The organism is Pseudoalteromonas atlantica, from assembly GCA_007988745.1.
GTDB lineage: Bacteria > Pseudomonadota > Gammaproteobacteria > Enterobacterales > Alteromonadaceae > Pseudoalteromonas > Pseudoalteromonas atlantica.
This window is the reverse complement of record BJUT01000013.1, coordinates 42966-60585: the sequence shown is the minus strand read 5'-3', so window position 1 is coordinate 60585 and position 17620 is coordinate 42966. Positions and strand designations below refer to the sequence as shown.

14 protein-coding genes are annotated in these 17620 nt (G+C 42.2%); 10 read left to right on the top strand and 4 right to left on the bottom strand.

All coding sequences use genetic code 11. The features are described 5' to 3' along the window. Positions 1 to 3 precede the first annotated feature (3 nt). Complete coding sequence (locus PAT01_RS08090) at positions 4 to 348, top strand: 4a-hydroxytetrahydrobiopterin dehydratase (protein ID WP_004586913.1); 345 nt, start codon at positions 4 to 6, stop codon at positions 346 to 348. Positions 349 to 435: 87 nt separating this feature from the next. On the opposite strand, the gene PAT01_RS08085 is transcribed toward PAT01_RS08090, so the two are convergent. The 4 genes from PAT01_RS08085 to map form a co-directional block, all read right to left on the bottom strand. Continuing rightward, complete coding sequence (locus PAT01_RS08085; protein WP_154945305.1) at positions 436 to 2466, bottom strand: BCCT family transporter; 2031 nt, start codon at positions 2464 to 2466, stop codon at positions 436 to 438. Positions 2467 to 2794: 328 nt separating this feature from the next. After that, positions 2795 to 3622: a 2,3,4,5-tetrahydropyridine-2,6-dicarboxylate N-succinyltransferase gene (gene dapD, locus PAT01_RS08080; protein ID WP_154945304.1), complete on the bottom strand. Its 828-nt coding sequence runs from the start codon at positions 3620 to 3622 to the stop codon at positions 2795 to 2797. Between the two features lie 9 nt (positions 3623 to 3631). Next, on the bottom strand, positions 3632 to 6250 hold the full coding sequence (gene glnD / locus PAT01_RS08075) for a [protein-PII] uridylyltransferase (protein WP_154945303.1): 2619 nt from the start codon (positions 6248 to 6250) through the stop codon (positions 3632 to 3634). 267 nt (positions 6251 to 6517) lie between these two features. Continuing rightward, positions 6518 to 7336, bottom strand: a complete 819-nt coding sequence (gene map, locus PAT01_RS08070) for a type I methionyl aminopeptidase (protein ID WP_283234870.1) — start codon at positions 7334 to 7336, stop codon at positions 6518 to 6520. Positions 7337 to 7574: 238 nt separating this feature from the next. Between map and rpsB the strand changes: the two genes are divergently transcribed. The 9 genes from rpsB (at position 7575) to bamA (ending at position 17619) form a co-directional block, all read left to right on the top strand. Beyond that, entirely contained in the window at positions 7575 to 8303 is a 729-nt protein-coding gene (gene rpsB / locus PAT01_RS08065) for a 30S ribosomal protein S2 (RefSeq protein WP_004586918.1), read from the top strand. Between the two features lie 105 nt (positions 8304 to 8408). After that, entirely contained in the window at positions 8409 to 9260 is an 852-nt protein-coding gene (gene tsf / locus PAT01_RS08060; RefSeq protein WP_004586919.1) for a translation elongation factor Ts, read from the top strand. A 159-nt stretch (positions 9261 to 9419) separates the two neighbouring features. Then, positions 9420 to 10169, top strand: a complete 750-nt coding sequence (pyrH, locus tag PAT01_RS08055) for a UMP kinase (RefSeq protein WP_039972186.1) — start codon at positions 9420 to 9422, stop codon at positions 10167 to 10169. 13 nt (positions 10170 to 10182) lie between these two features. Next, entirely contained in the window at positions 10183 to 10740 is a 558-nt protein-coding gene (gene frr / locus PAT01_RS08050; protein WP_004586921.1) for a ribosome recycling factor, read from the top strand. Positions 10741 to 10821: 81 nt separating this feature from the next. Continuing rightward, positions 10822 to 11601 carry an isoprenyl transferase gene (locus PAT01_RS08045; protein WP_154945302.1) on the top strand — a complete coding sequence of 260 codons (780 nt, stop codon included), beginning with the start codon at positions 10822 to 10824 and terminating at the stop codon, positions 11599 to 11601. A 21-nt stretch (positions 11602 to 11622) separates the two neighbouring features. After that, positions 11623 to 12489, top strand: coding sequence for a phosphatidate cytidylyltransferase (locus PAT01_RS08040; protein ID WP_004586923.1), 867 nt, complete (start codon positions 11623 to 11625; stop codon positions 12487 to 12489). Beyond that, positions 12486 to 13691: a 1-deoxy-D-xylulose-5-phosphate reductoisomerase gene (ispC, locus tag PAT01_RS08035; protein ID WP_029773686.1), complete on the top strand. Its 1206-nt coding sequence runs from the start codon at positions 12486 to 12488 to the stop codon at positions 13689 to 13691. Before PAT01_RS08040 ends, ispC begins: the two co-directional genes overlap by 4 nt. A 1-nt stretch (position 13692) precedes the next feature. Next, complete coding sequence (rseP, locus tag PAT01_RS08030) at positions 13693 to 15045, top strand: sigma E protease regulator RseP (RefSeq protein WP_138578429.1); 1353 nt, start codon at positions 13693 to 13695, stop codon at positions 15043 to 15045. 102 nt (positions 15046 to 15147) lie between these two features. Beyond that, positions 15148 to 17619 carry an outer membrane protein assembly factor BamA gene (gene bamA, locus PAT01_RS08025; RefSeq protein WP_154945301.1) on the top strand — a complete coding sequence of 824 codons (2472 nt, stop codon included), beginning with the start codon at positions 15148 to 15150 and terminating at the stop codon, positions 17617 to 17619. Position 17620 lies beyond the last annotated feature (1 nt).

The window sequence follows — 17620 nt, the reverse complement described above, 5'->3', positions numbered from 1 at the left end:
AAAATGTCTTCATTAAGTGAACAAAAATGCGAAGCCTGTCACGTAGATGCGCCAAAGGTATCTGAGGAAGAGCTGGCCCAACTTATTACAAAAATTCCAGACTGGGTACCAGAGGTACGCGACGGCATTATGCAACTTGAGCGTGTTTATAAGTTTAAAAACTTTAAACAAGCTATGGCGTTTACCAATAAAGTAGGTGATATGGCAGAAGATGAAGGCCATCACCCTGGTTTATTAACCGAGTGGGGCAAAGTAACCGTAACGTGGTGGAGCCATTCAATTAAAGGCCTACACAAAAACGATTTTATTTGCGCAGCTAAAACAGACGACGTATTTAACGCGCTGTAATTAAAAAATTAATTGAGCAGATTAAAAAGGCACTTTTAAGTGCCTTTTTTATTGCATCAAAATTGCGCTGTTAATTAATACCTTTATTTAAGGTTTGTCGCTATTTAACATGTCATCGTGTTCGGCCATATCCCACGGAAGTTCCCCTGGGCTGTTACCTAAAAAGTGCAAGTAATTCTCAAATTGATCAAGAATGTCCTTCACAATATCATCTTCACTGTAGCCATATACATCGTAAGATAACCCACCGCGGCGTAAGAAAACATCTGCCTTGTAATACATCTCGGAGTTATCAGCATCCGGTTTTAGCTCTGTATAGGCAAAGCTTGGCATAGGGTGCTCAGTAAGACGAATGTCATACACAAAATCAACATGTTCATGGCGTAGTACGGTTAAATGGGCGCGGCCTAAGTCAGTATCAAAATCTACCTCGGCATGCCACTGGCGCGCTTTTAATTCTGCTTGAACAGCTTGCATTGCTTTTACCACTACACTACTAATGAAGGTATGCACTTTTTCCTTATTGGGATAATTAACCATAGCGGCTAACCGGCGCTTCCAATGAGATAGGTTAACATTACGGCTATTGAGCGCATGTGCTTGTAAGCTCGTATCGCGATGGCCTTCAATGGTAAGTGCGCGCCAAAGTCCCGCGGTTGCAATAAGCATAATAATAGCAAAGGGTAGGGCACTGGCTATTGTCATGGTTTGCAGTGCACTTAGCCCACCTGCTACTAGTAAAACAGCAGCCACAGCGCCTTCAAGCACAGCCCAAAACACCCGTTGCCATGCAGGCGTATCAATACTCCCGCCAGAGGCGAGGGAGTCAATAACTAACGAGCCCGAGTCAGATGAGGTTACAAAAAAGGTAATGATTAAAATAACCGTCAGTAGCGAAATAATAAACGATAACGGTAGCACTTCAAATAATTGAAATAGCGCAACGGCATGGTTCGCTTGAACATCGGTTATTAAAGTATTAAACCCTTCATTCATTATTAAATTTAGCGCGGTATCGCCAAATACAGAAAACCATAAAAAGGTAAAAATAGTCGGAACTAGCATTACGCCCACAACAAATTGCCTAATGGTTCTGCCGCGGCTAATTTTAGCGATAAACATACCAACAAAGGGTGCCCACGCTATAGTCCAGCCAAATATAAATAGGGTCCAGTTACCAATCCAATCACTACGGCTATAGGCTTGTAAATTAAAAGTACGCTCAACAATACCACTGAGGTAGCTGCCGGTATTTTGTAAAAACGATTCAAGAATATGAATAGTCGGGCCAATAAAAAACACAAAGGCCATTAATGATACGGCGAGTGTCATGTTTATTATAGATAAACGCTTCACTCCTTTATCCATACCTGCCACTACAGAAAGCGTTGCCGCTGCGGTAATAATAACAATAGCGGTAATTTGTACCGTGGTATTAGTAGGGATGCTTGGCCATAAGTAGTGCAACCCGGCATTAATTTGAGTAACCGAAAGCCCTAACGTTGTGGCAATACCAAATAGCGTGCCTAATATGGCAAACACATCAACAGTGTGTCCAATAGGGCCATATATTTTATCACCAATAAGTGGATACAAGGCTGAGCGAATAGACAGCGGAAGGCCGTGGCGAAATGCAAAGTAAGCAAGCACTAAACCAACAATCCCATAAATTGCCCATATATGAAAACCCCAATGAAAAAATGCAATTTGCATAGCCTGCTTAGCGGCATTAACGGTTTCTGCGGCGCCTGCCGGCGGAGATGCATAATGGAGCACGGGTTCTGCTACACCAAAATAAAGTAATGCGACTCCGTAACCGGCCGAAAATAGCATGGCAAACCATTCACCAAAGCTGTATTGGGGTTGCGCATGATCAGGACCCAGCTTGATATTTCCCCAGCTGGAGGCGGCAACACAAACGATGAAAACTAAGAAGATGGCAACTGATAACATATAAAACCAGCCAAAGGTTTCTGTTATCCACTTGAGGGCGACACTGAATGCTTGCCCTGCCAGTTCAGGGTTACTACTTGTACCAATGACCAAAAGCAGAATAATAAATACCGCGGGCAAAAATACCGGTAGTAAAATAGTTGAGCGTAAAGCAGTTTTTGTCATATTAATCCTTAATATTAATTGCTAACTTTCAAGTATGCTTTACTACCTTATTATATCTTGGGTGTGTTGGCTAATTCAGTCGTTTGTTTGTAAACGTATATTGCTTTGAATTAAGGTTGAGTTGAGCACAGAGAAACCCAACGGTTTAGCTATTTAAGAGATAAACTCTAATCTAAACAAAAAAGCTCTAAACCCAAAGGGCTTAGAGCTTTCTAAATTTTGCTAAAACACTAAGCTTTAATGTGTTGTTGGGTTTCGTTTCACTCAACCCAACCTACGTTTAACACCAATCAGCTTAGGGCTTACAGCTAAAAGCTTATCGCTTCATTTAATCATCAATTGAGCGTAGTAGGGCGTTGATGCCTACTTTTTCGCGTGTTTGTTGATCTACCTTTTTCACGATGATTGCAGCGTATAGGCTGTGAGTGCCATCTTTTGATGGTAGTGCGCCTGGTACTACTACTGCGCCTGCTGGTACGCGGCCGTAATGAATTTCGCCGGTTTCACGGTCGTAAATACGGGTGCTTTGGCTAATGTAAACGCCCATTGAAATAACAGCGCCTTCCTCTACTACTACACCTTCAACAATTTCAGAGCGTGCGCCAATAAAGCAGTTGTCTTCAATGATGGTAGGGTTAGCTTGAAGTGGCTCTAAAACGCCGCCTATGCCCACGCCGCCCGATAAGTGTACGTTCTTACCAATTTGTGCACACGAGCCAACAGTTGCCCATGTATCAACCATGGTGCCTTCATCAACGTAGGTGCCAATGTTCACATACGATGGCATCAGTACGACGTTTTTACCTACAAAGCTGCCTTTACGTGCTACAGCATTTGGTACTACGCGCATGCCACCTTGTTGAAACTGCTCCGGTGTGTAGTCGCTAAATTTAAGCGGTACTTTATCGTAAAATTGGTTTACGCCGTCGTTCATTGGTTGGTTGTCGCGAATACGAAATGATAGTAAAACGGCTTTTTTAAGCCATTGGTGTACGACCCATTCGCCTGATATTTTTTCAGCAACGCGTGCAGCGCCGCTATCAAGAAGCTCTAGTGCGTCAATAATCGCTTGTTTTACATCGCTAGATACACTGCTTGGGCTAATGCTATCGCGGTTATCCCAGGCGTTTTCTATCATGGTTTTTAAATCTGACATGGTGTGTCCTTATTCTGTTTCGGCGTTGAATTTTTTACGTAATGCCTGATGAATTTTGGCTTGCTCTTCATCAGTCAGCGCTTGGTATTCGTTATTTGATACGACAAAGAAATCCTCTGCACGTTCACCTACCGTTGTAATACGGGCTGCGTGAATGTGTAATAAATGCGCTTGGAAAACTTCGGCAATTTTAGTAAGTAAACCGGGTATATCAACAGCTTGAATTTCTATTAGGCTGCGATCTTTACGTGCATGAGGGCGCAGCACTATTTTAGGTTTAATATTAAAGTCTTTAAATCGTTGCGAGCGATTCTTTTTAAAGCGTATTTTTTTACGTGGTTCGCTAAGTGCTTGCTCAAGCCCACGCTTAATTGACTGAGCACGGCTACTTGCAATAGGGTCGCCGCTCACTTCAAGTATTACAAAGTTAAATAGGGCGTAGCCATCTTTGGTCGTAAGCACTTGAGCGTGTTGTATTTGCGCCTTTTTAGAACCAATTACGCTAACCAAGCGAGCGAATAACGGCCCAGAGTATGGGCTATAAGCAAACACTTGCGTGCCACCATGCATTGCTTTATCAGAAACAATAACACTGGGTAGGCTTAAGTCTGCGCATTTTAATAGGTGCTCGGTTTGCCATGATATTTGCTGCTCGCTAAAGGCAGTAAAGTAATTGGCTTTAAAGCGGCTCCAAATTAAATCAATTTGGTTTTCTAGGTAGCCCAAATTAAGTAAGCGCTGTTTAGCTTGGTGTTTTTTATCGCGTATTTGGTCGCGTTGATCCATTGGGTTTTCAAGCCCTAGGCGTAATGCGCGCTGAGTATGCAAGTATAACTCGCGTAGTAGAGTGTTTTTCCAATCATTCCATAAGTTGTCGTTGGTTGCGCGTATATCGGCAACAGTTAAACAATAGAGGTAATCGAGTTGGCGCTCTGTTTTTACGCGTGAGGCAAAGTCTTTAATAACACTTGGGTCATTTATGTCTTTACGCTGCGCAGTGACCGACATAAGTAAATGGTTACCAACTAGCCACGATATAAGCTTGCCATCAGATGATGGGAAGCCATGTAATTTAGAAAAAGCAATGGCATCCACTGAGCCTAGCTCTGAGTGATCGCCGCCACGCCCTTTAGCAATATCATGAAAAATACCCGCTAAATAAAGCAGCTCTGGCTTATCCATACGGGTTACTATTTCGCTACAAATAGGAAACTCGCTCACTTTAGATTTATCAAAATATTGGTAAATATTATTGATTAATTTATGGGTGTGCTCATCTACTGTGTAGGCATGAAATAAGTCAAATTGCATTTGCCCAAATATATTACGCCATTGTGGTAAATACGCGGCCAACATGCCGTGTTTGTGCATGAGCGTGAATGCGCGGCCCATGCCGTTAGGGTGTTTTACAATACGCATAAATGCCTCGCGACACGCTGCGTAATCTTGTAAGTCACCTAATAGGCGCCTGCGTACTTGTCTAATGGTACGAATAGTACTTGGGTAAATATGGGTAATTTCGGGGTTGTCGGCAATATGCTCAAACAAAACAAAAAGTTGATCGCGTCTAAAAAATACCGATGGGTTTTTAACCCTAATTTGGTGTCCAACGCGTTCAAAGTCTTTGTCTAACTCAATCACTGGCGCTTCGCTGCTCTCTGGCATAATACTTTCTTCAAAGTACGATAGCAGCATTTGGTTAAGCTCGCGTACGCGGCTCATTATTCTAAATAAGCGTTTCATCATACGCTCAACCGAAGCTTTACCATCGCTACCAAAGCCAAGTATTTCAGCTGTGTGTGGTTGATGGTCAAACAACAAACGGTTTTCTGAGCGCCCAGCGGCTAAATGCAGTGCAAAGCGAATATTCCAAAGGTTCTCTAGGCACTCCGAAAGCTCCTGAAACTCTTCATGCGTTAAGTAGCCGTGGCTAATTAGCTCTTGTAGGGTTTCGGCTCTAAAGTGCTTTTTAGCAACCCAAATAATGGTTTGTAAATCGCGAAGGCCACCGGGGTTTTCTTTTATGTTTGGCTCTAGGTTGTAAGCAGTACCGTGGCACTTTTTATGGCGTAGGTTTTGCTCTTGCACTTTGGCTACAAAAAATTCGCCTGAGCGCCAAACAGGGGTTTCTATAATATGCGTTTTGAGTTTTTCAAACTCAATGTGATTACCAAAAATGAGCCTGCTTTCGAGCAAGCTGGTGGCAAAGGTAACGTCTTCACGTTTTTGCTCTATGGCTTGTTCAATGGTACGCACACTGTGGCCTATCTCTAAATTGAGATCCCATAGCATGGTAACAAACTGGCCTATTTTTTCGCATATTTGCTCGCTAGGCGGCTGCGTAACAAGCAATAAAAAGTCAATATCGGAGTAGGGGTGTAGCTCGCCACGGCCGTACCCGCCCACGGCAATAAGGGCAAGATCAGGCTCGTGAGCTAAATCGTAAACATGAAACAGTTTAATTAGCAGGCGGTCTATAAACTCAGCCCGGGCATTAATTAAATTACCAACTGGTTGCTTAGAAAATTCGTTATGTAACCACTTATAAAAATAGCTAGAACAATCGCGATAATCGCTCAGTTGCTCAGCATCGCTAAGCAACTTTTTTACTTTGTTGGGTAATGCCACGTGGGCTGGCTCCTTATTGAACCGTTAGCATTGATAAACAACCTGAACGTGAAGTAATAAGTCTATCCCCAGCGGCTATTTTCAGTGTTAACAGTGTTGAATCCACTTGCAAATAGGCTCGCTATTTGGCGCGTCAATTCGATTTGTTTTCACTGAAAATCTCCAACTTGGAAAAAATAAATTAAATATTACATATAATTCAGTATGTTATTAAATGTATTAACCCGATTAGAGGTTAAATACTTTTATCAAGTGGCTCGGTTTTTATTAGTGTTCGATAATCCTGTCGATAGTATCATCTGATCGCAGCGTTAAAATTTCAACACCATTTTCAGTCACTAATAGGGTGTGTTCCCACTGTGCAGACAAACTACGGTCGCGTGTAACTACAGTCCACTCATCTTTTAAAAGTTTACACTGGCGCTTACCTGCGTTAACCATTGGCTCTATTGTTAAACACATACCGGCTTTAAGTGTTTCGCCAGTACCCGCTTTACCGTAGTGCATTACTTGAGGCTCTTCATGAAATTCCCTACCAATACCGTGGCCGCAGTATTCACGTACAATTGAGTAGTTAAAGCTCTCTGCGTATTTTTGAATTGCTTCACCAATATCGCCTAAACGCACACCTGGTTTTACCATTTTAATGGCAAGGTATAAGCTTTCTTGCGTTACTTGTGCAAGGCGTTTACCTTGAATGTTAGGCGTACCTACATGAAACATCTTTGAGGTGTCGCCGTGGTAACCGTCTTTAATTACGGTTACATCAATGTTGACGCTATCGCCATCTTTTAGCGGTTTGTCATTTGGAATACCGTGGCAAATTACATGATTTACAGAGGTACAAACCGACTTAGGAAAACCGTGATAATTTAGTGGCGCAGGTATGGCATCTTGCACATTTACAATATAATCATGACAAATTGTATTTAGCTCATCAGTAGTCACACCTGGCACTACATGTGGTTCAATCATTTCAAGTACGTCTGCCGCTAAACGCCCGGCTACACGCATTTTTTCAATTTCTTCAGGGGTCTTGATCACAGCGCTCATTGAGGCTCCAAAGTTGCGTTTTTTAACATTTATCGTCGCACAAATTTTGCACGCGACGTTGAGTATTTAATTTTAATATGGTATAAAGCGCGCCGTCTTTTTACAAATAAATTCTTAAATGATTTTTTGTATTTAAGGCAAACACAATTTTATTTTAACACACACGCGTATCGTCACATACACTTGGGTGCATTTGAAGTTTAAATACTTCGGTGTTGGTGCTATGGGATATGTGGAGGCCTAACCCTAAACTACATAGAGGATTTACAAAATGGCAAACGTTTCAATGCGCGATATGCTTCAAGCTGGTGTTCACTTTGGTCACCAAGCACGTTACTGGAACCCTAAGATGAAGCCTTTCATCTTCGGCGCACGTAACCGTGTACATATCATCAACCTTGAGCAAACAGTACCAATGTTCAACGACGCACTTAAGTTTTTATCAAGTGCTGCTGCAAACAAAGGTAAAGTTCTTTTCGTTGGTACTAAGCGCGCAGCAAGCGAAGCAGTTAAAGAAGCTGCTTTACAAAGCGACCAGTTCTTCGTTAACCACCGCTGGTTAGGTGGTATGTTAACTAACTGGAAAACAGTTCGTCAGTCAATCAAGCGTCTTAAAGACCTTGAAGCTCAAAGCCAAGACGGTACTTTCGAGAAGTTAACTAAGAAAGAAGCGTTAATGCTTACTCGCGAAATGGAAAAGCTTGAAAAGAGCCTTGGCGGTATCAAAAACATGGGTGGCCTTCCAGACGCTATCTTCGTTATCGATGCTGATCACGAGCACATTGCTATCCGTGAAGCAAACAACCTAGGTATTCCAGTTGTTGCAATCGTTGATACTAACTCTAACCCAGACGGTGTTGATTACATCGTACCTGGTAACGATGATGCTATCCGTGCAATCAACCTTTACACTAGCTCTGTTGCAGCTGCTATCACTGAAGGTCGTGAGAACAACATCGTTGCTCAAGCTGAGAAAGACGACTTTGTAGAAGCTGAGTAATTAGCTGTCATCAAGTCTTCATCTTTTTAAGGTGAAGACTTGCTATTCTTGTAGAGCGGTTTACCCGCTTATCTAATACCTGATTTCAGATTTGAGGATTTACTAATGGCTGTAACTACTGCCCTAGTTAAAGAATTACGCGAGCGTACTGGCGCTGGCATGATGGATTGTAAAAAAGCGTTAACTGAAACTGATGGCGACATCGAATTAGCGATTGAAAACATGCGTAAGAGCGGTGCTGCAAAGGCTGCTAAGAAAGCAGGTAACATTGCTGCTGAAGGTACTATCATCATCAAGCAAAACGATGGTGTTGCAGTACTAGTAGAAGTTAACTGTCAAACTGACTTCGTAGCAAAAGACGAAAGCTTCTTAGCGTTTGCTAACAAAGTTGCTGACGCTGCTATCGCTGAAACAATCACTATCGAAGACTTACAAGCTAAGTTTGAAGAAGACCGTGTTGAGCTAGTAACTAAAATTGGTGAAAACATCAACGTACGTCGTCTTCAGTACATCACTGGTGAAACACTTGTTGAATACCGTCACGGTGAGCGTATTGGTGTTGTTGTTGCAGGTGTTGCTGATGAAGAAACTCTTAAGCACATTGCAATGCACGTTGCTGCTTCAAACCCAGAGTACTTAACGCCTGAAGATGTACCTGCTGACGTTGTAGAAAAAGAAAAGCAAGTTCAAATCGACATCGCGATGAACGAAGGAAAGCCTGCTGAAATCGCTGAAAAAATGGTTGTTGGCCGCATGAAGAAATTTACTGGTGAGGTTTCTCTTACTGGTCAAGCTTTCATCATGGAGCCTAAAAAATCTGTTGGCGAAATTCTTAAAGAGAAAAACGCAACAGTTACTAGCTTCGCACGTGTAGAAGTTGGTGAAGGTATCGAGAAGAAAGAAGAAGATTTTGCTGCTGAAGTTGCTGCTCAAATTGCAGCTGCAAAAGGCGAGTAAGATTAACTATTTGTGATGCATAAGGAAATTAGATGCCATTAAAGTACTATTTGCTTTTGCGTCACGCTTAGAAATTCTTTAAAATAACCGCGCTTTTATGTTTATCATAAGCGCGGTTATTTTTTACCCATAATTTAATAAAAAGTTGGCCCCAATACTATGACTATCAATCGTAAACCTATTTTTAGACGTGTTCTTCTCAAATTAAGTGGTGAAGCTTTAATGGGAGACGAAGGCTTCGGCATCGACCCAAAAGTGCTAGATCGTATGGCCCAAGAAATTAAAGAGCTGGTAGAACTCGACGTAGAAGTGGGTTTGGTTATCGGCGGTGGTAACTTTTTACGTGGCGGATCACTAGCAGAAGCTGGCATGAACCGCGTAGTTGGTGACCACATGGGTATGCTTGCAACCGTAATGAACGGCCTTGCAATGCGTGATGCACTACACCGTGCATTTGTTAATTGTCGTTTAATGTCGGCAATCCCTCTAAACGGTGTGTGTGATGCATACAACTGGGCTGAGGCAATTAGCTTATTAAAATCTGGCCGCGTTGTTATTTTTGCAGCAGGTACGGGTAACCCGTTCTTCACTACCGATTCTGCTGCGTGTTTACGCGGTATTGAAATTGAAGCCGACACTGTAATTAAAGCGACTAAGGTTGATGGCGTATTTAGTGATGATCCGGTTAAAAACCCAGAAGCCACGCTTTACCGTCACTTAAGCTACAATGAAATTATTGATAAAGAACTAAAAGTAATGGATTTAGCGGCGTTTACACTCGCTCGCGATCATAATATGCCACTGAGCGTATTTAACATGAATAAATCAGGCGCCTTAAAACGCGTAATTATGGGTGAAGAAGAAGGCACACTTATCTCTTCACAAGCCTCAGATGAAGTAATCAAATAATTAGGATTAAACCGTGATTAACGATATTCAAAAAGATGCGCAAGAGCGCATGCAAAAAAGTGTAGCAGCACTAGGTAGTCAACTATCAAAAATTCGTACAGGTCGTGCTCACCCAGCAATTTTAGACGGCATTATGGTATCGTACTACGGTGCTGATACACCGCTTAACCAAGTGGCTAATGTAACGATTGAAGACTCTCGTACGCTGGCTATTGGCGTATTCGATAAATCTTTAGCGCAAGCTGTAGAAAAAGCAATTATGGCGTCTGACTTAGGTTTAAACCCTATGTCTGCTGGTACAGTAATTCGCGTACCACTTCCTCCGCTTACAGAAGAGCGTCGTAAAGATTTAATTAAAATTGTACGTGGCGAAGTTGAAAGCGGCCGTGTTGCTGTGCGTAACATTCGTCGTGACGCTAATGGCGATGTAAAATCTTTATTAAAAGATAAAGAAATTTCTGAAGATGAAGCGCGTCAAGCAGAAGATACAATTCAAAAGCTTACAGATAAATTTATCAAAGAAATGGATGCACAACTAACAGCGAAAGAAGCTGAGTTGATGGAAATCTAAACAGCTAAATAACCTCAATGCAGGCTATGAAATATATTAGTTTTGAAACGCCGTCTAGGGTATACTAGGCGGCGTTTTTTTATGGAATACTCAATATTTATGGTTCTAGACGCTGATACAATTTCACAGCAATGTTTACCTAAACATGTTGCCATCATCATGGATGGTAACGGGCGTTGGGCGCAAGCTAGAAATAGACCTCGTGTGTTCGGGCATAAAAAAGGCGTGGACGCAGTTCGTCAATCTGTTCAGTTTTGTACTAAATTAGGGATACAATCGTTAACCTTATTTGCTTTTAGTAGTGAAAACTGGCGCCGCCCCGAAGACGAAGTAAACACTTTAATGGAGCTTTTTTTGTTTGTTTTAACACAGGAAGTAAAAAAGCTTCATAAAAATAATGTAAAACTGACCATTATTGGAGATTTATCACGATTCTCTGAAAGTTTACGTAGCAAAGTAAACGCTGCGCATGAGCTAACAGCAGATAACACCGGTTTGCATTTAAACGTGGCCGCTAATTATGGCGGTAGATGGGATATGGCAAATGCAGCAAAGCAACTAGCACTACAAGTTGCAAACGGACAACTCAAGGCAGAGGATGTTACAGAAGAGCGCTTAGCACAGCATATGAGCATGGCAGACCAAGCGGAGCCGGATTTACTAATTCGCACGGGTGGTGATGTTCGTATTAGTAACTTTTTACTATGGCAAGCTGCTTATGCGGAACTTTACTTTACCGAAACTCTTTGGCCTGATTTTAATGAAGCAGCATTTGCTGAGGCCATTGCGTGTTACGTTGCCAGAGAGCGACGTTTTGGTTGTACGGGCGAACAAATAAAACAATTACTCGCTCAAACCTAAAATAGAATAAGGGTCACTATTTTGTTAAAACAACGAATTTTAACCTCGGTTGTATTAGCGCCGTTAGCGCTAGCCTTGGTTTTTTATACTCCACTAACATTGTTTAGTTATTTTGCCGGTATTATTGTTTTACTTGGCGCGTGGGAGTGGTCTGCTTTTATGGGCCTATGCACAAAATTAAAACGTGGTGCGTTTGTGGTGTTAATTGGCGCGTTATTGGCGCTGCTAAATTTACATTGGCCGATTGAATCACTGTGGCAAAACGGCCAGTTGGTCGGGGATGCAAATTACTTATTTACGCTCTCGTTTGCTTGGTGGATTGTGGCCAGTTATTTAATTTGGCGCTACCCAGCCATGGCCAAAGCATGGAACGAAGGCTTGGTAATGCGCGGCATTGCCGGGTTGCTTACTTTAATCCCACTTTGGCTTGCACTCAATACTTTACGTAGCGCGCAATACGCTGAATCAACGCACTTTGGCTCGGTACTGATTTTAGTGGTACTTGGTATTGTGTGGAGCGCCGATGTAGGGGCTTATTTTACAGGCAAAAGTTTTGGTAAACACAAGCTCATGCCAAAGGTGAGCCCTAACAAAACCATCGAAGGCCTAGCAGGCGGTGTGGTTGCATCAATTATATTTGTTTTAGCTTTTTGTCACTTTACCGGTGTGGATTTTGCTGTATGGCCTATTTATGCGGTAATGACCGCCTTTATAGCTTTGTTTTCGGCTGTCGGTGATTTACTCGAAAGCATGTTTAAACGTGAAGCCGGCCTAAAAGACAGTGGTCGCTGTTTACCCGGCCACGGCGGTATTTTAGATAGAATTGACAGCTTAACCGCAGCAGCCCCAATGTTTGTAATGTGCTATGCATGGACCTTGAGTTTATGAGCCAACAGCAACAACTTGTTATTTTAGGCGCTACAGGTTCAATTGGGTTAAGTACATTAGATGTTATAGCGCGAAACAAAGCGCTATTTAACGTATTTGCCCTCACTGCAGGCCACAATGCAAAAAAGATGGCTGAGCTGTGTATTGAGCACGAACCGTTATATGCGGTTATGGCCACACAAAGCGCTGCAGAGCAATTATCATCGTATTTAAATAATACGCCATGCCAAACCTTAGTAATGCATTCACAGCAGGCTATGAGCGATTTATGTGCGCATCCCGATGTCGATACCGTCATGTCAGCTATTGTTGGCGCTGCCGGCTTACTGCCCACACTAAGCGCCGTTGAAGCAGGTAAAAAAGTACTGCTTGCCAATAAAGAATCGTTGGTTATGTCAGGGCAGTTGTTTATTGATAAAGTAAAACAGCATAAAGCCACGTTGTTACCTATTGATAGCGAGCACAACGCTATTTTTCAGTGTTTACCTCATTCACTTCAAAACGCAAACGCTGATCAAAATTTACAAGAGCATGGCGTAAGTAAAATATTGCTTACCGGCTCTGGTGGGCCATTTTTAACGCGCGATATAAATACCTTAAAAGAGGTAACGGTTAGTGAAGCCGTCGCTCATCCTAATTGGTCTATGGGGCAAAAAATATCGGTAGATTCAGCCACCATGATGAACAAAGGGCTTGAATTTATTGAAGCTAAATGGCTGTTTAATTGTGACACCAGCGATATTGATGTGGTGATCCACCCGCAAAGTATTATTCATTCTATGGTGCAATACCACGATGGCTCCATTTTAGCGCAAATGGGTAACCCCGATATGCGCACACCTATTGCACATGCACTCGCTTACCCAGATCGAATTAACGCGGGTGTAAAACCACTCAACTTTTCGGATATTTGTGATTTTTCGTTCACAAAGCCTGATTTTGCGCGTTATCCAAATTTACAACTCGCTATTGATGCGTGCAGCGCAGGGCAAGGCGCAACCACAACGGTAAATGCAGCAAACGAAATAGCGGTTGCGGCATTTTTAAAAGGCCAAATTGGCTTTACTGACATTTATAAAATTAATGCACAAACGCTTGATGCGGCCACATTCACTAACGTACAAAGCCTAGATGAAATATTAGCGTGTGACCAACAAGCCCGCCAACGTGCAGCGGACCTAATAACAAAAGTGACTCATTAATATGTTAGATTTTTTTTGGAATCTTGGCTCGTTTATTTTAGCGCTGGGCATTTTAGTTGCTATTCATGAATATGGGCACTTTTGGGTGGCCCGTAAAATGGGTGTTAAAGTGCTGCGCTTTTCGATTGGTTTTGGTAAACCGCTTTTAAAGTGGCACGATAAATACAATACAGAATACGTAATTGCCGCTATTCCGCTGGGTGGCTACGTTAAAATGCTTGATGAACGCGTGGATGAAGTGCCTGAGAATGAGCGCCATTTGTCATTTAACGCTAAATCGGTTCAGGCCCGTATAGCCATAGTGGCAGCCGGCCCGCTGGCTAATTTTTTATTTGCTATTGTAGCGCTGGCGGCTATGTACATGGTGGGCGTGCAATCGGTAAAACCTGTAGTGGGTAGTATTACCGAAGGTAGCAGAGCAGAGCAGGCGGGCATTATGCCCTCTGAACAAATTATTAAAATTGGTGATGACACGATTGCCACCTGGCAAGATGCAACTTTTGCACTTATGTCGAGCTTAGGTGAGCAAAGCGTGCCCGTAGTAGTGCGTAATGAAAACTACCAAGAGCAAACAAAAATGCTTAACGTAGAGGGTTGGAAGCTCGATCAACAAGACGTGCCGCCACTGAGTTCGTTAGGTATTGTACCATTTAGACCGCAAGCCACATTAACCATTGCGGCTATTACTAAAAATTCAGCAGCCGAACTGGCTAATTTGCAGGTTAACGATACGATTATCGCTGTAAATGGTGAAACAATAAGCGATTGGCAGCAATTAGTTAATCTTATTACGCAATCGGCTAACAAATCTTTACAATTTAGTGTAAAAAGACAAGATAGTATGAATAGCGTAACAGTAACGCCTAAATCGCGCATTAATGAGCACGGTATTGAACAAGGGTTTTTAGGTGTTGCGCCGGTTGTTCAACCTTGGCCTGATGGCTATGTTGAAACCCGAAGCTTTGGTCCGCTTGATAGTATTGTTCGTGGTACCCAAGAGACCTGGCGCCTTATAACGCTTAGCTTTGACATGATTGGTAATTTAATTACAGGTCAGGTTTCGGTTAAAAATTTAAGTGGCCCTGTGGGCATTGCAGTTGGTGCAGGAACTAGCGTAAGCTACGGGCTAGTCGCTTTTTTAAGCTTTTTAGCGCTAATAAGCGTTAACTTGGGTGTATTTAATTTATTACCTCTGCCAGTGCTTGATGGTGGACACTTAATGTATTACATAATTGAACTTTTCCGTAAAAAGCCTGTCTCTGAAAAGACACAAGAATTTGGTTTTAAAGTGGGCGCCTTGTTGCTCATATTTTTAACATGTTTCGCTTTGTTCAATGATGTATCGCGTTTGTAGTTACAGCGTGACAATTACTAATTAGAACACGATTGTAAGCATCACTAATTATTAGTTTTGATGTTAAGCGGTAATACAGTTGTAAAGGATAAAGATAATAAAATGGCTATAAAAAAACATTTGGCAGTTTCAAGTTTATTGGGTGCAAGTTTTGCAGCCCTGGGCCAAAACTCCTTTATTGTTGAAGATTTAAAAATTGAAGGTTTGCAACGTGTAGCACTTGGTGCAGCACTAACGCATGTTCCTATCAATGTGGGCGATAACGTTGATGACTATACGATTTCAAAAACAATAAAGTCACTTTATCGTTCAGGTCACTTTGACAACATCAAAGCGTTACGCGATGGTAATAACGTTATTTTTAAAGTGACTGAGCGTCCTACTATTAGCTTTATTGAGTTTGAAGGCAATAAAGATATAAAAGACGAGCAGCTTAACGAATCACTCGATCAGCAAGATATTCGCCAAGGTGAACCGCTTGATAAAACCGTTATCGATAATATCGAAAAAGGGTTGGTTGAGTTTTTCCACAGCATTGGTAAATACAATGCAAAAGTGGACATAAGTATCACTAAGCTGCCACGTAACCGGGTTAAATTGAGACTCGAGTTTGATGAGGGCGATGCAGCCTCTATTCGTCAAATCAACTTAGTTGGTAATGAACTTTTTTCAAACGAAGAGCTTCTTCAGCTTGCAGAGTCGCAACAAGATTTACCTTGGTGGCAGTTTATGGGTAGCGATCGCTATCAAAAACAAACCATTGAAGGCGATTTAGAAAAAATTCGTAGCTTTTATTTAGACCGTGGTTATTTGCGTTTTAATATTGATTCAACTCAAGTATCAGTTAGTCCTGAACGTGAATCGGTTTATGTAACGGCAAATATCACCGAAGGTGTAAAATACAAAGTGAAAGGCTTTGATTTTATCGGTGATTTACTCGGCCGAGAAGAGCTAATCAAAAGCGTTATCCCACTTCGCGCCGGCGAGCTTTACAATGGCTCAGTGGTGACCTCATCTGAAGAATTTATCAAAAGCTACTTAGCGCGCTTTGGTTATGCCAATGCCGAAGTACGCACAATTCCAGAAATTGATGATGAAAAACAAGAAGTGCAACTTACGCTGTCGGTAAATCCGGGCAAGCGTGTGTACGTACGTCGTATCATCGTTGGTGGTAACCAAAATACTGCTGATGAAGTACTTCGCCGCGAAATGACACAACTTGAAGGTGCGTGGTTATCTAATCAAAATCTTGAGCGCTCAAAGCTGCAAATTCAACGTTTACCGTACATGGAAACTGTTGATTTTAACGTAGTACCAGTACCGGGTGTAGATGACCAAGTAGACGTAGACTTTACAGTAAAAGAGCAATCGGCAGGTAGCTTTAACGCGGGCTTAGCGTATGGCTCATACGCAGGGCTTCAGTTTAATATTGGTGTGACCGAATCTAACTTTTTAGGTACGGGTAATCAAATTGGCTTAAACTTAAATACCTCTACTGGTTCTGAAAGCATTAGCTTGTCGTACACCGACCCTTACTTTACGCCAGATGGTGTATCGCAAGGCAGCAGTATTTTTTACAACAACTACGATGCCAGTAAATTTAGCCTAGTAGATTATAAATCAACAAGTTACGGTATTGGTACCAATATTGGTTTCCCAATTGATGCGGTAAACCGTGTTAACTTTGGCGTACGTTGGATTCAAGAAGAACTTTCAGAAATTGCCGAGTACGAACAAACTCGCGTACTACGCGAAACCTTCTTAGATGAAGAAAACCCAGATGCTGGCTTTGACTTTACTAAATATGAGCTAAGCGTAGGTTGGTCGCGTATCACAGTTAACCGTGGTTTATTCCCAACAGCGGGTTCGCGTCAAACATTAAATTTAACAGCCACAACGCCTAACTCTGATCTTCAGTATTTTAAACTGAACTACGATTCGCGTTTTTACTGGCCAATATCGAATGACCACCGTTGGGTGTTCTCAACACGTGCAGCGCTTGGTTACGGTAATGGTTATGGGTCAACCAATGGTTATGAGCAAACTCTGCCATTCCAAGAGTTCTTCCGTATAACGGAAATGGAACTACGTGGCTTTGACCGTAATACTATATTGCCGCGCGCTGTATCACGTGTTCCTTTATCAATCCCTGGTACGCCAGGTGCTGATGGTACTACAACCGGTAGCATCGGTGGCTCTGATGAGTTTGATATTTTAGTACCACAAGGGCGTATTGGTGGTAATGCAAAAGCGGTTGCAGGTATGGAGCTAATTGTACCTACGCCGTTCTTAGATGAAGAAAACACCAGTTCTGTACGTACCAGTTTCTTTGTAGATGCTGCCAACGTATGGGATACTGAATTTAACGTTGACCGTTTCCAAAACTTAGCGCCAGATGAGCGTGCTAAGTTAGATGATTACTCTGATCCAATGCGCTTTAGGGTATCAACCGGTTTATCTTTACAATGGATCTCTCCAATGGGTCCAATGCTGATTAGTTTTGCGTATCCATTGCAAAAAGAAGAAGATGACGATACAAAGACCATCAGCTTTAATATTAGTAACACTTTCTAAA

Excerpts from the sequence above, each read along its gene's own strand:
- PAT01_RS08090 (WP_004586913.1), top strand. The coding sequence starts at position 4 with ATGTCTTCATTAAGTGAACAAAAATGCGAAGCCTGTCACGTAGATGCG.
- PAT01_RS08085 (WP_154945305.1), bottom strand. The coding sequence starts at position 2,466 with ATGACAAAAACTGCTTTACGCTCAACTATTTTACTACCGGTATTTTTG.
- dapD (WP_154945304.1), bottom strand. The coding sequence starts at position 3,622 with ATGTCAGATTTAAAAACCATGATAGAAAACGCCTGGGATAACCGCGAT.
- rpsB (WP_004586918.1), top strand. The coding sequence starts at position 7,575 with ATGGCAAACGTTTCAATGCGCGATATGCTTCAAGCTGGTGTTCACTTT.
- tsf (WP_004586919.1), top strand. The coding sequence starts at position 8,409 with ATGGCTGTAACTACTGCCCTAGTTAAAGAATTACGCGAGCGTACTGGC.
- pyrH (WP_039972186.1), top strand. The coding sequence starts at position 9,420 with ATGACTATCAATCGTAAACCTATTTTTAGACGTGTTCTTCTCAAATTA.
- PAT01_RS08045 (WP_154945302.1), top strand. The coding sequence starts at position 10,822 with ATGGAATACTCAATATTTATGGTTCTAGACGCTGATACAATTTCACAG.
- ispC (WP_029773686.1), top strand. The coding sequence starts at position 12,486 with ATGAGCCAACAGCAACAACTTGTTATTTTAGGCGCTACAGGTTCAATT.
- rseP (WP_138578429.1), top strand. The coding sequence starts at position 13,693 with ATGTTAGATTTTTTTTGGAATCTTGGCTCGTTTATTTTAGCGCTGGGC.
- bamA (WP_154945301.1), top strand. The coding sequence starts at position 15,148 with ATGGCTATAAAAAAACATTTGGCAGTTTCAAGTTTATTGGGTGCAAGT.